We start from the raw sequence: 16,748 nt of genomic DNA on the forward strand, positions 1-16,748 counted from the left end.
ATCACAAAATTTTTAACTTTTCGTGAGGATCAGGGGATACCCCTGCGCCCAGTATGTCGATATAGACACGTCAGGCATTCAAAGCGAAACGTCGCTTTGTTTTCCTCAATATGACAACAAAAAGGAAAAGTTATGCAGAAAAAACGCCTACTTCGGGAAGCTGATGTAACAGCCGAGTCAGTTTTTTTTATGCAACGACGACAGATCCTTAAAGCTCTTGGGATAGGCGCGGCTGCGGCATCGTTGTCTTCCCCGACACAGGCCAATTTGTTGAATTGGTTTAAAGGTAACGATCGTCCACCTGTTCCGGCGGGCAAAACGCTCGAATTCGCAAAACCCGAGCGCTGGCAAAGCAATCTGCCCCTGACGCCGGAAGACAAGGTGACGGGCTACAACAACTTCTACGAATTTGGTCTGGATAAAGCCGATCCTGCCGCGAATGCCGGTAGCTTGAAAACCGATCCCTGGACGTTAACTATCAGCGGTGAAGTAAACAAGCCTTTGACGCTGGATCATGATGCACTGACCACGCGTTTTCCGTTAGAAGAACGCATTTACCGGATGCGTTGCGTCGAGGCCTGGTCAATGGTCGTGCCATGGGTTGGCTTTCCCTTGCATAAATTATTGGCGTTGGTTGAGCCAACCAGCCATGCCAAATACGTCGCTTTTGAAACTCGCTACGCCCCTGATGAAATGCCCGGCCAGAAAGATCGCTTCATTGGTGGAGGACTGAAATATCCCTATGTCGAAGGTCTGCGTTTGGATGAGGCCATGCACCCGCTCACACTTCTGACCGTGGGCGTGTATGGCAAAGCGTTGCCGCCACAAAACGGGGCGCCAATACGCCTGACGGTCCCCTGGAAGTACGGCTTCAAGGGTATTAAATCGATAGTCAGTATTAAGCTAACGCGAGAGCAGCCACCGACAACCTGGAATATGTCGGCGCCAAACGAATACGGTTTTTTCGCCAACGTAAATCCGCAGGTCGATCACCCTCGTTGGTCTCAGGCTACTGAACGGTTTATCGGTTCGGGTGGCATTCTTGATGTGCAGCGACAGCCCACGTTACCTTTTAATGGTTATGCCGATGAGGTGGCATCGTTATATCGGGGTATGGATCTTCGGGAGTATTTTTAGTGAGATTGACCGCAAAACAGATAACCGGCCTGAAAGTGCTACTGCATCTCGCCGGTTTTTTACCCCTGCTATGGCTCTTTTGGGCCGCTCAGCATGGCGGGTTGGGTGCCGACCCGGGAAAAGATATCCAGCACTTTACGGGCATTACCGCGCTAAAGTTTTTGCTTGCTACTTTGCTGGTATCCCCGCTTGCACGTTATGCAAAGCAGCCTTTGTTGTTTCGTACCCGGCGGTTGTTAGGTTTATGGTGTTTTGCATGGGCCACACTGCATATGGCCAGCTATGCTCTGCTGGAGTTGGGTATACAAAATCTGGGACTATTGGGACGTGAACTGGTTTCACGCCCATGGCTGACGCTGGGCATAATAGGTTGGATAATCTTACTGTTGCTGACGCTAACGTCCACGCAAGCCGCGCAGCGTAAAATGGGCAAACGCTGGCAAACATTGCACAACTACGTCTACCTGGCCGCCATTTTGCTACCGCTGCATTACATATGGTCGGTAAAAGTGTTATCACCGCTCCCTATTATCTACGGCATCTGTTTTGTGGTTCTGTTGGCTTTTCGCTATAAAAAACTTTTACGAAAAACCAGGTATAAAGGTGTGTTTATGAAAAGTGAGTGAATCACGGTAAACTTCTTAACCACACCTAAACAGAACGAGAACAAAAAATGAGTAACAATGATAATTACCATCAGCTCACCCGCACGTTCCAGCGGCTCTCTCGCTTCTCCCACCTCTCGGCAATCGCCAGTTGGGACATGTTTACCATGATGCCATCCGGCGGCAGTAAAGCACGCGGTGAAGCGCTGGCCGAGTTGAGCGTGCTCGAGCACCAGCTGTTAACCGATCCGAAGGTGGCAATGTGGATCGCCGCGGCCCAACAGGAAGACCTCAACGATGTTGAGCAGGCCAACCTGCGCGAAATGTCGCGTCTGCATCACCAGGCATCGTTGTTGCCTGAATCGCTGGTAGAAGCGAAATCACTCGCGGGAAGTCGTTGTGAACACGCCTGGCGCAGCCAGCGCCCCGCGAATGACTGGGAAGGATTTTCCGACAACCTGAAAGAAGTCGTGAAGTACAGCCGAGAAGAAGCCCGACTGCGCGCAGAGGCTAAAGGCTGTACGCCTTATGACGCGCTACTGGACATTTTTGAACCAGGAATGACCAGCGCCCAGTTGGATGTCCTGTTTACTGACGTTAAGAGCTGGCTTCCTGACCTGCTCAACAACGTTGTGGCGAAGCAGTCTCAGCAGTCGCTCATTGCCCCGGTTGGTCCCTTCCCAACCGCTCTCCAGCGTGAGCTGGGTCTGGAAACAATGGCTCAGTTGGGATTCGATTTTACGGCTGGCCGACTGGATATCAGCGCACATCCCTTCTGTGGCGGTGTACCGGAAGATGTTCGTATCACCACCCGCTATGATGAAAACGAATTGCTCAGCGCGCTGTTTGGTGTGATCCATGAAACCGGTCACGCCCGCTACGAGCAAAATCTGCCGCGCAACTGGTCAGGTCAACCTATCGCTTTGGCACGCTCAACCGCCATTCATGAATCCCAGAGTTTGTTTTTCGAGATGCAACTGGGCCGTAGTGAAGCCTTCCTGACGCGGTTAATTCCGGCGGTGAGGCGGTATTTTGGCGATCAGGCTGCGTTTGAAGAAAGCAATTTCATTGCCTGGAATCAGCAGGTTAAACCCGGATTTATCCGTGTTGATGCCGATGAGGTAAGCTACCCCGCTCACGTGATCCTGCGTTATGAAATCGAACGTGAGCTCATTAATGGCGATATTGAAGTGGATGATATCCCGGCATTGTGGAATGAGAAAATGCAGGCCTGGCTGGGACTGTCAACGATCGGCAACTATCGTAACGGTTGTATGCAGGATATTCACTGGACCGACGGCGGCTTTGGCTACTTCCCTTCTTATACCTTAGGTGCCATGTACGCAGCGCAGTTATTCAGTGCCGCTAACCGTGCGTTGCCGAATTTAAATCAGTCTATTGCGCAAGGCGAGTTTGGCGCATTATTTGACTGGTTACGTCAGAATATCTGGCAGCACGGCAGCCGTTTTACAACTGAACAGCTTATTACCCAGGCCACCGGGGAGCCGCTTAGCAGCCGTTATTTCCGCGCTCACCTGGAAGCCCGCTATTTGTAATCTCATACCGTGAGTCATTGTACATATCGTTACACGCCGAAACCAATGACTCACGGAAGCCCTGTGATTACAGCGATATAGTTATTTCAACGGCCCCGCAGTGGGGTTGAATGAAAAACCAAATCGAGGGTATGAGAATGAAAAAAGTATTAGCTCTGGTTGTTGCCGCTGCTATGGGTCTGTCTTCTGCTGCATTTGCTGCTGAAACAACTGCTACCACCACTCCGGCTGCTGCTGCAACTACCAAAGCAGCCCCGGCGAAAACCACTCACCACAAAAAACAGCACAAAGCAGCGCCGCAAAAAGCGCAGGCAGCCAAAAAACACACTAAAAAAACGACAACCAAGCCGGCAGTAGAACAGAAAGCGCCGGAGCAAAAAGCGCAGGCCGCTAAAAAACACACCAAAAAAGCGGCAACCAAACCAGTAGCAGAACAGAAAGCGCCGGAGCAAAAAGCTCAGGCCGCTAAAAAACACACCAAAAAAGCGGTAAAACACGACACCGCTAAACCGGCTGCTCAGCCTGCAGCATAACGTCTTTGTAGTCACTGTGGCGTCCCCCGCGCCATAGCAAACGGCGCTAAATCAACCGGATTTAGCGCCGCCATTCGGAGGGTAAAATGGTGTCACATTACCGCTTTGAGTTCATTCTTATTACCCTGATAATTTGCGCCATCATCGCCATGCGTTTTTATCTTTCCTGAATGTAGTTATCTGATTTTACTCCCACTTTCTCGTCGTCCCGTCTATAGTATTAACTGAGGGTTTGCTGTTAAAAATCATAATTCCCCACCAGAGCGTGATATGCCTAAAACCATTGCTGTATTACTGGGTTCACTTTGTTTACTTCCTGTCGTTGCACATGCGGACAAGCCTGCAACGGACAGCGCTGAAGCAGAAAATATAAAAACGCTGTTTTTTGGTCATGACGATCGCATAAAGGTGACTGACCCGACACAATCGCCGTGGGACGCTATCGGGCAACTGGAAACCGCCAGCGGTAACCTGTGTACCGCCACGCTTATTTCGCCACATCTGGCCCTGACAGCCGGACACTGCTTACTCACGCCCCCGAAAGGCAAACCGGACAAGGCCGTCGCATTGCGCTTCGTGTCTAAAAAGGGTCTATGGCGCTATGAAATCCACGACATTGAAGGACGGGTTGCGCCCTCACTTGCCAAACGTTTAAAAGCCGATGGTGATGGCTGGATAGTGCCGCCTGCCGCAGCCCCGTGGGATTTTGGTCTGGTGGTACTGCGTAATCCGCCTTCCGGCATCACACCGCTGCCACTGTTTAACGGCGACAAAGACGCGTTAACCGCAGCGCTAAAAACTGCAGATCGTAAAGTCACCCAGTCGGGCTATCCAGAAGATCATCTGGACGACCTGTACACGCATCAGGATTGTGTCGTGACCGGCTGGGCACAGAATACCGTCTTGTCACACCAGTGCGACACGCTCCCGGGTGACAGCGGTTCGCCATTGATGCTGCAGACCGAGTCTGGCTGGCAGTTGATTGGTGTGCAAAGCTCCGCTCCGGCTGCCAAAGATCGCTGGCGGGCAGATAATCGCGCCATATCCGTGACCGGTTTTCGCGATAAGCTGGAAGAGTTGGCGAAGGATTAACATGTGCTGCCCGCATTACCGGGCAGCACGGATATCAGGCAAGTTTTATCATTATCATTCCGGCCAGCAGCAGTACCACACCGATCCAGCCCTTATTATTCAGGCGCTGACCAAACAGCACCCAACCAGCCGCTAACGTTGCGGCAATACCGAATCCGCCCCACAAGGCATAAGCCACAGAAAGATCGATACCTTTTACCGCTTGCGACAGCGCGCTAAAGGCCGCTAATACAGCAGCCAACGACAGCACGCCATAAATCTTGCGGCGAAAACCATCGGAAAATTTCAAAAAGACGTTAGCGACGATTTCTAACACGATGGCCATACCCAGCCAGGCACCGTGAACCCATTCAAACTGTTGCATGAGTCACCTCTTTGCCCGGTTTAACAGGCTTTCGGGTGCCGGATTTGATCAGCACAATGCCGACCACCAGCGAAGCCAGTCCTGCCACCTTCAGTGTGGACAAGGTTTCGTCAAATAACAGCACGCTAAATAGCGTAATAAATAAAATACCGATCCCTTCCCACAGGGCATAGGCCACACCAAGGGCAATTTTTTTAACGGCAAAACTGAGAAAAATATACGATAAGGCGATCATTACCAGCATTAAAATAAAGCCCGAATTACCATGACCGACGCTTGCCCATTTCATTGAAAGCGTACCGGTAATTTCAGCCGCGATGGCCAGACCTAATAATATCCAGTAAAACATGATGCTTCTCCTGCGTGAGAATATAGTCCTTTGAGCCTACTGCATGCAGTAAACCAAAAAAATAAAGTGAGTTAGCTCAGCGCGCAGCGCCAGCTCAGGCAGAAGAAGGGACTATAGCGCGTTGCGCCAGTGTTGCTCACCCGCAAGCAGGAAAGAGGGAGAAGTACGAAGAAGTGTAGGTAAACGCAAAAACATCCTGAACATATTGTCCATAATATTACAATTATCCGCAGTGTTGCTTCTCATCATCGCGGATGATAATTGTCCTCGGTAGTTAAACACAGGTGATTTGTATCATAGCTTCAATACGAACTCAAAACCTTTTCACTTCTTTACTCAGTGCGTTTGATTTTTATTATAACGACTCGACGCAAGTCACATTATTATTCAGGTTCAAAATAAAAACGAAGGAATACACATGACAAAACCGATCATCACGCTTAACGGTCTTAAAATAGTCATTATGCTGGGCATGTTGGTGATCATCCTGAGCGGCATCCGCTTTGCCGCAGATATCATCGTTCCCTTTATTTTGGCGTTATTTATTGCCGTTGTGCTTAACCCCGTGGTGCAGTGGTTGGTCAAACTTCGCATCCCGCGTGTAGTCGCGGTGTCATTGCTCATCGTAATTATTGTGATGCTAATGGTGCTGCTATTAGCGTATTTAGGTACATCCTTAAATGAACTTGCGCGTACGCTGCCACAGTATCGATCTTCACTGGTAGTCCCGCTAAAAAATCTTGAGCCGTGGCTACAACGCGCAGGAATCGGCGTTTCCGTGGATGAACTTGTTAAATATATCGATCCAAACGCGGCAATGACGCTGGTGACCAATTTGCTGGCACAGCTTTCGAATGCCATGTCATCGATATTTTTACTGCTGCTGACGGTGGTTTTTATGCTGCTGGAAGTACCGCAATTGCCCAATAAGCTAAAACAAATGATGAGCCGCCCTATTGAGGGAATGGCAGCGATTCAACGCGCCATCGACAGCGTATCCCACTATCTGGTGCTAAAAACGGCGATCAGCATTGTCACCGGGCTGGTGGCCTGGAGCATGCTCGCCGCGCTGGACGTACGCTTCGCCTTTGTCTGGGGATTGCTGGCGTTTGCCCTCAACTATATTCCTAATATCGGTTCGGTGCTGGCAGCCATTCCCCCTATTGCTCAGGTTCTGGTATTTAGCGGCCTTTATGACGCTCTCGTTGTTTTGGCTGGCTACCTGGTCATTAACCTGGTGTTTGGGAATATCCTTGAGCCGCGGATCATGGGGCGTGGACTTGGACTGTCTACACTGGTGGTATTTTTGTCGTTAATCTTCTGGGGTTGGCTGCTCGGCCCTGTCGGGATGCTGCTTTCTGTTCCGCTAACCATCATTGTGAAAATCGCGCTTGAGCAAACCAATGGCGGTCAAAGCATTGCCGTGTTACTGAGCGATCTCAATAAAGAGTAAAATAAAAACGGCCTCCGCAGAGGCCGTTTCAGTTTTCGCTGACGATTACAGCGCTTTCAGGATCGCATCCACGCTGGCTTTGGCATCGCCAAACAGCATTTGGGTGTTTTCTTTGAAGAACAGCGGATTCTGCACACCAGCATAGCCCGTGTTCATCGACCGTTTGAACACAATGACGTTCTGCGCTTTCCACACTTCCAGCACCGGCATACCGGCGATAGGGCTGTTCGGGTCATCCTGCGCCGCCGGGTTCACCGTATCGTTGGCACCAATCACCAGCACGGTATCGGTATCGGCGAAATCATCGTTGATCTCATCCATTTCCAGCACAATGTCATAAGGTACTTTGGCTTCCGCCAGCAGTACGTTCATATGACCTGGCAAACGCCCTGCTACCGGGTGAATACCGAAACGCACTTTAATGCCGCGCGCGCGCAGCTTCTCGGTGATTTCCGCTACCGGATACTGCGCCTGAGCGACTGCCATACCGTAGCCCGGGGTGATAATCACAGAGTGCGAGTTCTTCAGCATTTCTGCCGTATCTTCTGCATTAATCTCACGGTGCTCGCCCACTTCTTCATCAGAACCAGTAGAAGAACCATCGGAACCAAAGCCGCCCGCAATAACGCTGAAGAATGACCGATTCATCGCCTTGCACATGATGTAAGACAGGATCGCACCTGAAGAACCGACCAGCGCACCAGTGACGATCAGCAGATCGTTGCTCAGCATAAAGCCCGCCGCCGCCGCCGCCCATCCTGAATAAGAGTTGAGCATTGAAACGACTACCGGCATATCCGCACCGCCGATGGAGGCCACCAGATGCCAGCCAAAGGCCAGGGCAATAATGGTCATCACCAACAGCGCCAGAACCTGCAGGCCCACGCTTTCTGTACGAACAAACACCACCAGCAACAGGAAAGAAACTACCAGCGCTGCCAGGTTCATTTTGTGACGATTCGGCAGCATTAGCGGTTTAGAAGAGATCTTGCCGCGTAGCTTGCCAAACGCCACCACGGAACCGGTAAAGGTCACCGCACCGATGAAGATACCCAGGAAGACTTCCGTCAGGTGAATGTTCACCAGAATCGGTTCCAGGCCCGTGTCGTGATACAGATAGCTGTTGAAACCCACCAGTACCGCAGCCAGACCGACGAAACTGTGTAGAATCGCCACCAGCTCCGGCATCTCGGTCATCTCGACTTTCTTCGCCAGACGAATACCAATCGCGCCGCCGATGATCATCGCCACCAGAATCCACGCAACGTTGCCGGTATCCGGGCCAAAAATCGTGGCAATCAGCGCAATCGCCATCCCGGCGATACCGTAGTTGTTACCCTGCTGTGAGGTTTCGTGTTTCGAAAGCCCCGCCAGACTGAAAATAAACAGGATCGCGGCAACAATGTATGCAGCTGTAACTAATCCTCCAGACATATGTTACCCCTTAGTTTTTCCGGAACATTTTCAGCATGCGCTGAGTCACGGTGAAGCCACCGAAAATATTAATGCTGGCAATAAGCACCGCGATAAAGCTCAGGAAACTCACCCAGCCACCCTGGCCAATTTGCAATAACGCCCCGACAACGATGATGCCGGAGATGGCGTTGGTCACGGACATCAGCGGAGTGTGCAGCGCGTGCGACACATTCCAGACCACGTAGTAACCCACCACGCAGGAAAGCGCGAACACCGTAAAGTGACCCAGGAACTCTTTCGGAGCAACGTCGGCGAGCCAGCCAAACAGAATGATCACCAACGCCATCAGCGCATATTTGCGCCACGGTGAGGCAGGTTTTTTCTCTTCTTTTGGCGCGGGCGCGGCTTTTGCCGCAGCCTGCGGCTGAGCAGAAACCTGAATTGGCGGCGCAGGCCAGGTGATTTCCCCCTCACGAACGACCGTGACACCGCGCACTACCACGTCGTCAAAATCGACGGTGATATTGCCGTCCTTCTCTTTGCACAAAAGTTTGAGCAGGTTGACGAGGTTAGTGCCATACAGCTGGGAAGATTGCGTTGGCAAACGTCCCGGCAGGTCGGTATAGCCGATAACCTTCACTCCGTTCTCGGTGGTGGTCACCTGGTTAGGCACGGTGTATTCGCAGTTACCGCCGTTTTGTGCGGCGAGATCGACAATCACGCTACCCGCTTTCATCGAATCGACCATCTCGCGGGTGATCAGTTTCGGGGCAGGTTTGCCCGGGATCAGCGCGGTGGTGACAATAATATCGACGTCTTTCGCCTGCGCGGCGAAGAGTTCCATTTCGGCTTTGATGAACGCTTCGGACATTACCTTAGCGTAACCGTCGCCGCTGCCCGCCTCTTCTTTAAAGTCCAGTTCGAGGAACTCGGCGCCCATACTCTGAACTTGTTCTTTCACTTCCGGGCGGGTGTCAAATGCACGCACAATAGCGCCCAGACTGTTTGCAGCACCGATCGCCGCCAGACCAGCCACACCCGCACCAATCACCATAACCTTGGCAGGTGGAACCTTACCTGCGGCGGTGATTTGCCCGGTGAAGAAGCGACCAAATTCATGTGCAGCTTCAACAATGGCGCGATACCCGGCGATATTTGCCATCGAGCTTAAGGCATCCAGCGACTGCGCACGCGAAATACGCGGCACGGAGTCCATCGCCATAACCGTCACGTTGCGCTCTGCAAGCTTTTGCAGCAGCTCAGGGTTTTGCGCGGGCCAAAGAAAACTCACCAGCGTCGTGCCCGGGTTGAGTAACGGAATTTCCGCCGCCTCCGGCGCATTGACTTTCAAGATAATCTCTGACTGCCAGACCGCATTTCCGTCAACAATTTCTGCGCCTGCTTGTACAAACGCCTTATCGTCAAAACTTGCAAGTTGACCTGCGCCGCTTTCAACCGCGACGCTGAAACCCAATTTAAGCAGCTGTTCAACCGTCTTCGGCGTGGCAGCAACACGGGTTTCATTGGTTAACCGTTCTCTTGGTATGCCAATTCGCATAATGTTCCCTTCCATCTGTATTTATGATGATGGTTTATCAATGTTCGCACGAGGCATGCGCGCACTCTCGAAAGAGGTCAGTGTTACCTCAATAGAATAAAACAGTAACAAACTCTGTATAACCTACTGAAAATGACGCCTGTGATCTAGCGCCAAAAAACAGTATTTATTATGAAATTTGCAAAATAGAGATGATTCGAACCTCAGACAGATAAAATGCCCTAAAAATAGCCCACAAAGACCGATAATTCGCTCAAGCGAAGCGGCAAAACATGATTACGTACCTGTCAAAAACAATTAATTAACATTAAATTAACTTATGAAATTCAACTGCTTTATCAGTTTTCGTCACCAAACGCCGAAATTTTCGACATATCACAAAATATTATCGATGTTGTTACGTCAGGTGGCACGATGAGTGAAAAATGACGCAGACACTGACACAATTTAAATGCAATAATCAGCGACGTTTCTAGTCAATAACAATACCAGTACCTGGTTTGCGCAAGGCGAAGGATTATTTTTATGAAGCTTAAGAACACTTTCCTGGCGTCCGCACTTATTTCTGCGACTGCTTTTTCTGTAAATGCAGCGACAGAATTGACGCCGGAGCAAGCTGCTGCCCTTAAACCCTATGACCGCATTGTGGTTACCGGTCGTTTTAATGCGATCGGTGATGCGGTGACTGCCGTATCACGCCGTGCAGATAAAGACGGTGCAGCCTCCTTTTATGTTGTTGATACCTCAGATTTTGGCAGCGGCGGTAACTGGCGCGTTGTCGCTGACGTTTACAAAGCCGACGCTGAAAAAGCGGAAGCATCCAAAAACCGTATCATTAACGGTGTAATGGAATTACCCAAAGATCAGGCCGTTTTGATAGAACCTTATGATACCGTTACGGTGCAGGGTTTCTACCGCAGCCAACCTGAAGTGAACGATGCCATCACCAAAGCGGCGAAAGAGAAAGGTGCTTACTCCTTCTATATCGTGCGCCAGGTCGATGCCAACCAGGGCGGCAACCAACGTATTACTGCATTTATCTACAAAGCTGATGCGAAAAAACGCGTTGTGCAAAGCCCTGATGCGATCCCAGCAGACTCTGATGCCGGTCGCGCCGCATTAGCAGCAGGCGGGGAAGCCGCGAAGAAAGTTGAGATCCCGGGCGTTGCGACTACCGCGTCTCCGAGCGCTGAAGTGGGTCGCTTCTTCGAAACGCAATCCACCAAAGGTGGGCGTTACACTGTCACGCTGCCGGATGGAACGAAAGTTGAAGAACTGAACAAAGCGACTGCCGCCATGATGGTTCCGTTCGACAGCATCAAGTTCACCGGTAACTATGGCAACATGACCGAAATCTCGTACCAGGTGGCCAAACGCGCTGCGAAGAAAGGCGCGAAATACTATCACATCACTCGCCAGTGGTCTGAACGTGGTAACAACATTACGATCAGCGCTGACCTGTACAAGTAATCGTCATTAGTAACATTAAAAGGCGGCTTTATGCCGCCTTTAGCATTTTTAGTCACAAATCTGCCTATCCCCATTGCATGCAATCTCTTCTCTCCGTAAAATCCCGCGCCTTAGTGGCTTTCACCATTTTTATGCGGTTTGCCAAAATAATTATTCTCTCACTCTCGTTTTTGTAACTGGATAGAAATGGAAAAGAAATTGGGTCTGAGCGCGCTGACAGCGCTGGTTTTAAGCTCAATGCTTGGCGCTGGCGTGTTTAGCCTGCCACAAAATATGGCGGCAGTAGCCAGTCCGGCCGCATTACTGATTGGTTGGGCAATTACCGGCGCGGGTATCCTGTTGCTCGCCTTTGCCATGCTGATCCTCACGCGTATCCGTCCTGAACTGGACGGCGGCATCTTTAGCTATGCGCGGGAAGGTTTCGGCGAACTGATTGGCTTCTGCTCCGCGTGGGGATACTGGCTGTGTGCCGTTATCGCTAACGTTTCTTATCTGGTCATCGTTTTCTCTGCACTCAGCTTCTTTACCGATACGCCAGAGTTACGTCTGTTTGGCGACGGTAATACCTGGCAGGCGATCGTTGGCGCATCGGTGCTACTGTGGGTCGTACACTTTCTTGTGCTCCGCGGTGTGCAAACCGCAGCCAGTATTAACCTGGTCGCCACGCTGGCGAAGTTACTGCCGCTGGGTCTGTTTATCGTGCTGGCTTTCATGCTGTTTAAGCTAGACACCTTTACCCTTGATTTTACCGGCGTTGCATTGGGCGTTCCCGTCTGGGAGCAGGTTAAAAACACCATGCTCATTACCCTGTGGGTATTCATCGGTGTGGAAGGTGCGGTAGTGGTTTCTGCCAGAGCCAAAAACAAACGCGATGTCGGGCGTGCTACGCTGCTGGCGGTACTCGCCGCGCTGGGCGTATACCTGCTGGTCACTTTGCTGTCTCTGGGCGTTGTCGCGCGTCCCGAACTGGCGGAAATCCGTAACCCATCAATGGCCGGTCTGATGGTTAAAATGATGGGGCCATGGGGCGAAATAATTATTGCTGCAGGTCTGATTGTCTCAGTGTGCGGCGCCTATTTAAGCTGGACGATTATGGCGGCGGAAGTACCGTTCCTCGCCGCCACACACAAAGCCTTCCCGCGCATCTTTGCCCGCCAGAATGCACAAGGCGCACCTTCCGCATCGCTGTGGCTGACCAACATTTCCGTCCAGTTCTGTCTGGTACTGATCTGGCTTACAGGTTCGGACTACAATACGTTACTGACCATCGCCTCAGAAATGATTCTGGTGCCCTATTTCCTGGTCGGTGCCTTCCTGGTGAAAATCGCCTCTCGTCCGCTTCATAGGGCTGTCGGTGTCGGCGCCAGTATTTATGGTATATGGTTATTGTATGCATCAGGTCCGATGCACCTGCTGCTGTCCGTGGTGTTGTATGCGCCGGGACTGCTGGTTTTCCTGTATGCCCGAAAAACACACGAGCATGAAAAAGTATTAAACCGCCAGGAGATTGCGCTGATCGGCCTGCTGCTTGTAGCTTCTGTTCCGGCGACCTGGATGCTGATGGGGTAACGTAATCCCCATCGTTCGCGACACATGGAGATTACGATGGGTCAAAAACCCCCATTGCCAATTCTTATCACCGGTGGAGGCCGTCGCATCGGCCTCGCCGTTGCATGGCATTTTCTGAATCAAAAACAGCCGGTTATCGTCAGCTACCGTACGCATTACCCCGCCATTGATGGCCTACGGGGTGCGGGCGCGCTGTGTATCCAGGCTGATTTCTCCAGCGATGAAGGCGTGCTGGCCTTTGCTGATGAAGTTAAGGCTCATACCAATGGCCTGCGCGCCATTGTGCATAATGCCAGTGCCTGGCTTGCAGAAAAACCCGGCACTCCGCTGACCGACGTGCTGTCAGGTATGATGCAAATTCACGTCAATACGCCCTACCTGCTTAACCATGCGCTTGAAGGATTGCTGCGCGGTCATGGACACGCAGCCAGCGATATTATCCATTTTACGGATTATGTGGTGGAGCGCGGCAGCGATAAGCACATTGCCTATGCTGCCAGTAAAGCGGCGCTGGATAATATGACCCGCTCGTTCGCGCGTAAACTGGCGCCGGAAGTGAAAGTGAACGCCATTGCCCCTTCGCTAATCCTGTTTAACGAGGGTGACGATGCAGAGTATCGCCAGCAGGCATTAAATAAATCCCTGATGAAAACAGCGCCAGGTGAAAAAGAGGTCATTGATTTAATTGACTATCTGCTAACCAGCTGTTTTGTCACCGGACGTAGTTTTGCCCTTGATGGTGGACGTCATCTGCGTTAATGCAGTTTAATCCAACAGAAAATCAGCAACCACGCGCTCAGGCCCCAGCACACCACTGAACTGCCGAGCGCGACAGGCAAACGCATAAATCCAGTGAAATACCACAGCGAAACGAGGTAGACAAAATAAGGAATAATCGACCACATGCTGAATACAATGGTTGTACGCAGCGCCTCGATCCCACGTTCACTGGCCACGATGTAGTGGGCAATCAACGCAAAGGTTGGGAACAACGGAATTAATCCGGCAATATAGTAATTCTTTGTTTTCGCCAGCAAACCAATCAACACCACCACCAGCGCACCGAGCGCCGCTTTTATAACGAGTCCCATCACTCTGCCTTAACACATCAATAACATCAGCCTCTAGCATAACGGAAGCATTCTTGTTTAGAAAAGATTAATGGAAGGAAAAACGAGGGCGGTGTATGTTGACGTTTTATATTCAAAATTAATGATATGAATACCATCGTATTTGTTGAAGATGATCCCGAAGTGGGTTCGCTGATCGCGGCCTATCTGGCTCGGCATGATATTGAGGTTATCGTGGAACCTCGTGGCGATTTAGCCGAGGAGAAAATCCTGCAAGTTCAACCCGACCTGGTGTTATTAGATATCATGCTGCCGGGCAAAGATGGGATGACTATCTGCCGCGATTTGCGTGGGCGCTGGCAGGGTCCGATTGTCCTGCTTACCTCGCTGGACAGCGACATGAACCATATTCTGGCGCTGGAAATGGGGGCCTGCGATTATATTCTGAAAACAACGCCACCAGCGGTGCTGCTGGCCCGCCTGCGCCTGCATCTGCGCCAGAATGAACACTCTGCGCAGTCTAAAGGCATTCAGGCGGCAACAATCACACCACACGCCACGCTGCGCTTTGGCACACTCGCCATCGACCCAACCAATCGTTCCGTGCTGCTTGGCGGCGAGCAGGTATCTCTTTCCACCGCCGATTTCGAATTACTGTGGGAACTGGCAACTCATGCCGGGCAAATTATGGACCGCGATGCGTTGCTGAAAAATCTGCGCGGTGTAAGTTATGACGGCATGGATCGCAGTGTCGATGTCGCAATTTCCCGGTTACGCAAAAAACTGCTCGATAACGCGACGGAACCCTACCGAATCAAAACGATACGCAACAAAGGTTATCTGTTCGCGCCGCATGCCTGGGATGTCGGGCCTCAGAAGTAATCCACCGAGCCGGTCATATTGATCGGCAAACCCACCCTTTGCGTTACACTGTCACACAAACTCGACTGCATAACAGGCATACAAACGCCCTCCAGCTCCATTCTACATTTTTGAATGGCCGCTCACCTTCTCGCTCCCTATATTTCGTTCCCACTATTTTAAAACCGTCTTTTTGTCTCAACTAAACGTCAGTCCGTCGTATTTTTTCCAACGGTAGTTTAGTGCAGAAATAATCCAGCAACCGATAAAGACGCCAATAATGGCAAACCCGACATTCCCCATATGGTCACTCAAATCACTGACGGCATCCCACAATCCTCCCTGCAGTGAAAACGCCTGCGAAAGAAGTCCCAGCGCCTCCACACCGCCGTTCACTGATTGATTATTAAAACGTTTACCGTGCTAATGATAACTTTTAAGAATTACCAACCCAGTGTCGTAGAACAAAGTTGATGGCCACCTGAAGCAAGTTCCGCAGTCGCTAACTCCGCTACGCACAGGGGGACTGTCGCTCTGCACCCGTCTTGCATAAACCAGGCGGACGATAGTCCACACCAGGCAATAATCCACATCAGCAAACGTTGCCGTTCTATCTGTTCGCCATCAGGAACGAGCCCCCATCGGCAGAGCCAGCCATTGACTACCGATTTATCCAATGCGGCCCTTTATTTGATTGAGCCTTGAGGCGAAAAAGCATACTGTTACTCTACTTTATAGGGAAATACATGAACAACGTTGCCTGCCAGTAGATACAATCCAAGGCTCTCGGTTCTTTGCTTAACTTCTTCAAAAGGAAGTTGCGGATCGGGCTCGCGTCCCCCCCAGACCAGCAGCCCACTTTTGGCATAATGCTCCATGAACTCCAGAGTTTTGCCATTATCAAGCGCGATAACCACCCTGTTTTGTTTTACCGGTTGCAAAGAACCGTCATCATCAGCAATAAACATTCCTGTAACACCGGAATCAGCTTCTTTAATCGGCAGTGGTGAAACAATCATGCCATTGGCCGCTACCGGTTTAAAATCCAGTTGCGAGGTGTTCACTTCTTCTGACGTCTGATACGGAATTCTGCCCCCCCAAATATGAAGCCCTTCAGGAATTCCCTCTGGTAAAGGTTGTGGGCTACCAGCCAGTTCAAACGATTTGCCATCAGCAAACTCAACAACAATACTGCGACCGTTTTGTAAGGTTAAATCGCCATTCTGGTCAATAATATAGATCTTCATATCATCCTGTCTCCGCTGTTTATAATGCTTGTGATTGATGCTCAGGAAAATGAAAGTGGAAAGAGCCAATAAACAGCTGCCATCGTTGAAACACTCAATAAGATACTGATAATGAAATAAGTTTTGAATGGCTGTTTCTGTGTTTTATGATGAAAGAGTTGTTGGCCCACAATCGCGCCAGGCCACCCGCCCACCACGCCAAACACCAGCAAAGTGGATTCAGGCACTCTGCGCCAGGCCCTGCGCGCCGCCATTTTATCTGCGCCGTAAATGACCAGCGTCAAAACATTAGCAAGCAGACACCACATGACAAAGGGATGTGAGGTGAACATACTGCCTGACGCGGCCAAAATCAGTAGCAAGTAACAGAAACGATTGAGAGTCATTTTATTAGTCGTGGAATAGCTCAGAATGCATCAAAGCCGCATTATACGTCATACATGCCAAAGCGCCGAGCGGAGCATGGCA

The 16,748-nt window shown here is 50.8% G+C and carries 19 protein-coding genes and 1 pseudogene; 11 read left to right on the plus strand and 9 right to left on the minus strand.

The window, feature by feature from the left end; genetic code table 11:
- The first annotated feature begins 132 nt into the window (after nt 1-132).
- The 6 genes from msrP to OGY15_RS19260 all read left to right on the plus strand — a co-directional run bounded on the left by msrP (nt 133) and on the right by OGY15_RS19260 (nt 4,923).
- Entirely contained in the window at nt 133-1,137 is a 1,005-nt protein-coding gene (msrP, locus tag OGY15_RS19240) for a protein-methionine-sulfoxide reductase catalytic subunit MsrP (protein WP_286540691.1), read from the plus strand.
- The gene (msrQ, locus tag OGY15_RS19245; protein WP_286540694.1) at nt 1,137-1,763 is read left to right on the plus strand and encodes a protein-methionine-sulfoxide reductase heme-binding subunit MsrQ; all 627 of its coding nucleotides are present in this window, start codon (nt 1,137-1,139) and stop codon (nt 1,761-1,763) included. Before msrP ends, msrQ begins: the two co-directional genes overlap by 1 nt.
- A gap of 47 nt (nt 1,764-1,810) precedes the next feature.
- Nucleotides 1,811-3,298: a carboxypeptidase M32 gene (locus OGY15_RS19250; RefSeq protein ID WP_286540696.1), complete on the plus strand. Its 1,488-nt coding sequence runs from the start codon at nt 1,811-1,813 to the stop codon at nt 3,296-3,298.
- 137 nt (nt 3,299-3,435) lie between these two features.
- Nucleotides 3,436-3,831, plus strand: a complete 396-nt coding sequence (gene asr, locus OGY15_RS19255) for an acid resistance repetitive basic protein Asr (protein WP_187252483.1) — start codon at nt 3,436-3,438, stop codon at nt 3,829-3,831.
- 86 nt (nt 3,832-3,917) lie between these two features.
- Nucleotides 3,918-4,001, plus strand: a complete 84-nt coding sequence (gene ydgU / locus OGY15_RS24870) for a small membrane protein YdgU (protein WP_458778573.1) — start codon at nt 3,918-3,920, stop codon at nt 3,999-4,001.
- A 100-nt stretch (nt 4,002-4,101) separates the two neighbouring features.
- Entirely contained in the window at nt 4,102-4,923 is an 822-nt protein-coding gene (locus OGY15_RS19260; protein ID WP_151219139.1) for a trypsin-like serine peptidase, read from the plus strand.
- 34 nt (nt 4,924-4,957) lie between these two features.
- Here OGY15_RS19260 and mdtI read toward each other — a convergent pair whose 3' ends face one another.
- From mdtI to OGY15_RS24875, 3 genes are all read right to left on the minus strand, one after another.
- Nucleotides 4,958-5,287, minus strand: a complete 330-nt coding sequence (mdtI, locus tag OGY15_RS19265; protein ID WP_151219138.1) for a multidrug/spermidine efflux SMR transporter subunit MdtI — start codon at nt 5,285-5,287, stop codon at nt 4,958-4,960.
- On the minus strand, nt 5,274-5,639 hold the full coding sequence (mdtJ, locus tag OGY15_RS19270; protein ID WP_161799268.1) for a multidrug/spermidine efflux SMR transporter subunit MdtJ: 366 nt from the start codon (nt 5,637-5,639) through the stop codon (nt 5,274-5,276). Before mdtJ ends, mdtI begins: the two co-directional genes overlap by 14 nt.
- A gap of 108 nt (nt 5,640-5,747) precedes the next feature.
- Nucleotides 5,748-5,918, minus strand: a complete 171-nt coding sequence (locus tag OGY15_RS24875; protein WP_444505640.1) for a protein YdgV — start codon at nt 5,916-5,918, stop codon at nt 5,748-5,750.
- Between the two features lie 136 nt (nt 5,919-6,054).
- Here OGY15_RS24875 and OGY15_RS19275 point away from each other — a divergent pair, with 136 nt between their 5' ends.
- A complete protein-coding gene (locus tag OGY15_RS19275) occupies nt 6,055-7,089 on the plus strand; it encodes an AI-2E family transporter (protein WP_151219136.1) in 1,035 nt (344 codons plus the stop codon).
- A gap of 45 nt (nt 7,090-7,134) precedes the next feature.
- Here the strand turns inward: OGY15_RS19275 and pntB are convergent, their stop codons facing one another.
- Both pntB and pntA read right to left on the minus strand, forming a co-directional pair.
- The gene (gene pntB, locus OGY15_RS19280) at nt 7,135-8,523 is read right to left on the minus strand and encodes a Re/Si-specific NAD(P)(+) transhydrogenase subunit beta (RefSeq protein ID WP_151219135.1); all 1,389 of its coding nucleotides are present in this window, start codon (nt 8,521-8,523) and stop codon (nt 7,135-7,137) included.
- A 10-nt stretch (nt 8,524-8,533) separates the two neighbouring features.
- Entirely contained in the window at nt 8,534-10,063 is a 1,530-nt protein-coding gene (pntA, locus tag OGY15_RS19285; RefSeq protein WP_151219134.1) for a Re/Si-specific NAD(P)(+) transhydrogenase subunit alpha, read from the minus strand.
- Between the two features lie 525 nt (nt 10,064-10,588).
- On the opposite strand from pntA, the gene ydgH reads away from it, so the two are divergent.
- The 3 genes from ydgH (at nt 10,589) to folM (ending at nt 13,861) form a co-directional block, all read left to right on the plus strand.
- Entirely contained in the window at nt 10,589-11,533 is a 945-nt protein-coding gene (ydgH, locus tag OGY15_RS19290) for a DUF1471 family protein YdgH (RefSeq protein WP_151219133.1), read from the plus strand.
- Nucleotides 11,534-11,719: 186 nt separating this feature from the next.
- A complete protein-coding gene (locus OGY15_RS19295; protein ID WP_210905046.1) occupies nt 11,720-13,102 on the plus strand; it encodes an amino acid permease in 1,383 nt (460 codons plus the stop codon).
- A 36-nt stretch (nt 13,103-13,138) separates the two neighbouring features.
- The gene (gene folM, locus OGY15_RS19300) at nt 13,139-13,861 is read left to right on the plus strand and encodes a dihydromonapterin reductase (RefSeq protein WP_210905045.1); all 723 of its coding nucleotides are present in this window, start codon (nt 13,139-13,141) and stop codon (nt 13,859-13,861) included.
- Here the strand turns inward: folM and OGY15_RS19305 are convergent.
- A complete protein-coding gene (locus OGY15_RS19305; protein WP_043016398.1) occupies nt 13,858-14,193 on the minus strand; it encodes a GlpM family protein in 336 nt (111 codons plus the stop codon). The two genes, folM and OGY15_RS19305, sit on opposite strands and share 4 nt — an antisense overlap.
- Before the next feature lie 126 nt (nt 14,194-14,319).
- Between OGY15_RS19305 and rstA the strand changes: the two genes are divergently transcribed.
- On the plus strand, nt 14,320-15,054 hold the full coding sequence (rstA, locus tag OGY15_RS19310) for a two-component system response regulator RstA (RefSeq protein ID WP_151219130.1): 735 nt from the start codon (nt 14,320-14,322) through the stop codon (nt 15,052-15,054).
- Nucleotides 15,055-15,231: 177 nt separating this feature from the next.
- Here rstA and OGY15_RS19315 read toward each other — a convergent pair.
- The 3 genes and pseudogenes from OGY15_RS19315 to OGY15_RS19330 all read right to left on the minus strand — a co-directional run.
- A pseudogene (locus tag OGY15_RS19315) lies at nt 15,232-15,423 on the minus strand (HoxN/HupN/NixA family nickel/cobalt transporter); the annotation flags it as partial.
- A gap of 332 nt (nt 15,424-15,755) precedes the next feature.
- Nucleotides 15,756-16,280, minus strand: a complete 525-nt coding sequence (locus OGY15_RS19325; RefSeq protein WP_286540702.1) for a hypothetical protein — start codon at nt 16,278-16,280, stop codon at nt 15,756-15,758.
- Nucleotides 16,281-16,321: 41 nt separating this feature from the next.
- Entirely contained in the window at nt 16,322-16,666 is a 345-nt protein-coding gene (locus OGY15_RS19330) for a DUF1294 domain-containing protein (protein WP_151225423.1), read from the minus strand.
- Nucleotides 16,667-16,748: the final 82 nt, after the last annotated feature.

It is taken from the genome of Citrobacter sp. Cu231, assembly GCF_030332265.1.
Classification (GTDB): Bacteria; Pseudomonadota; Gammaproteobacteria; order Enterobacterales; family Enterobacteriaceae; genus Citrobacter; species Citrobacter meridianamericanus.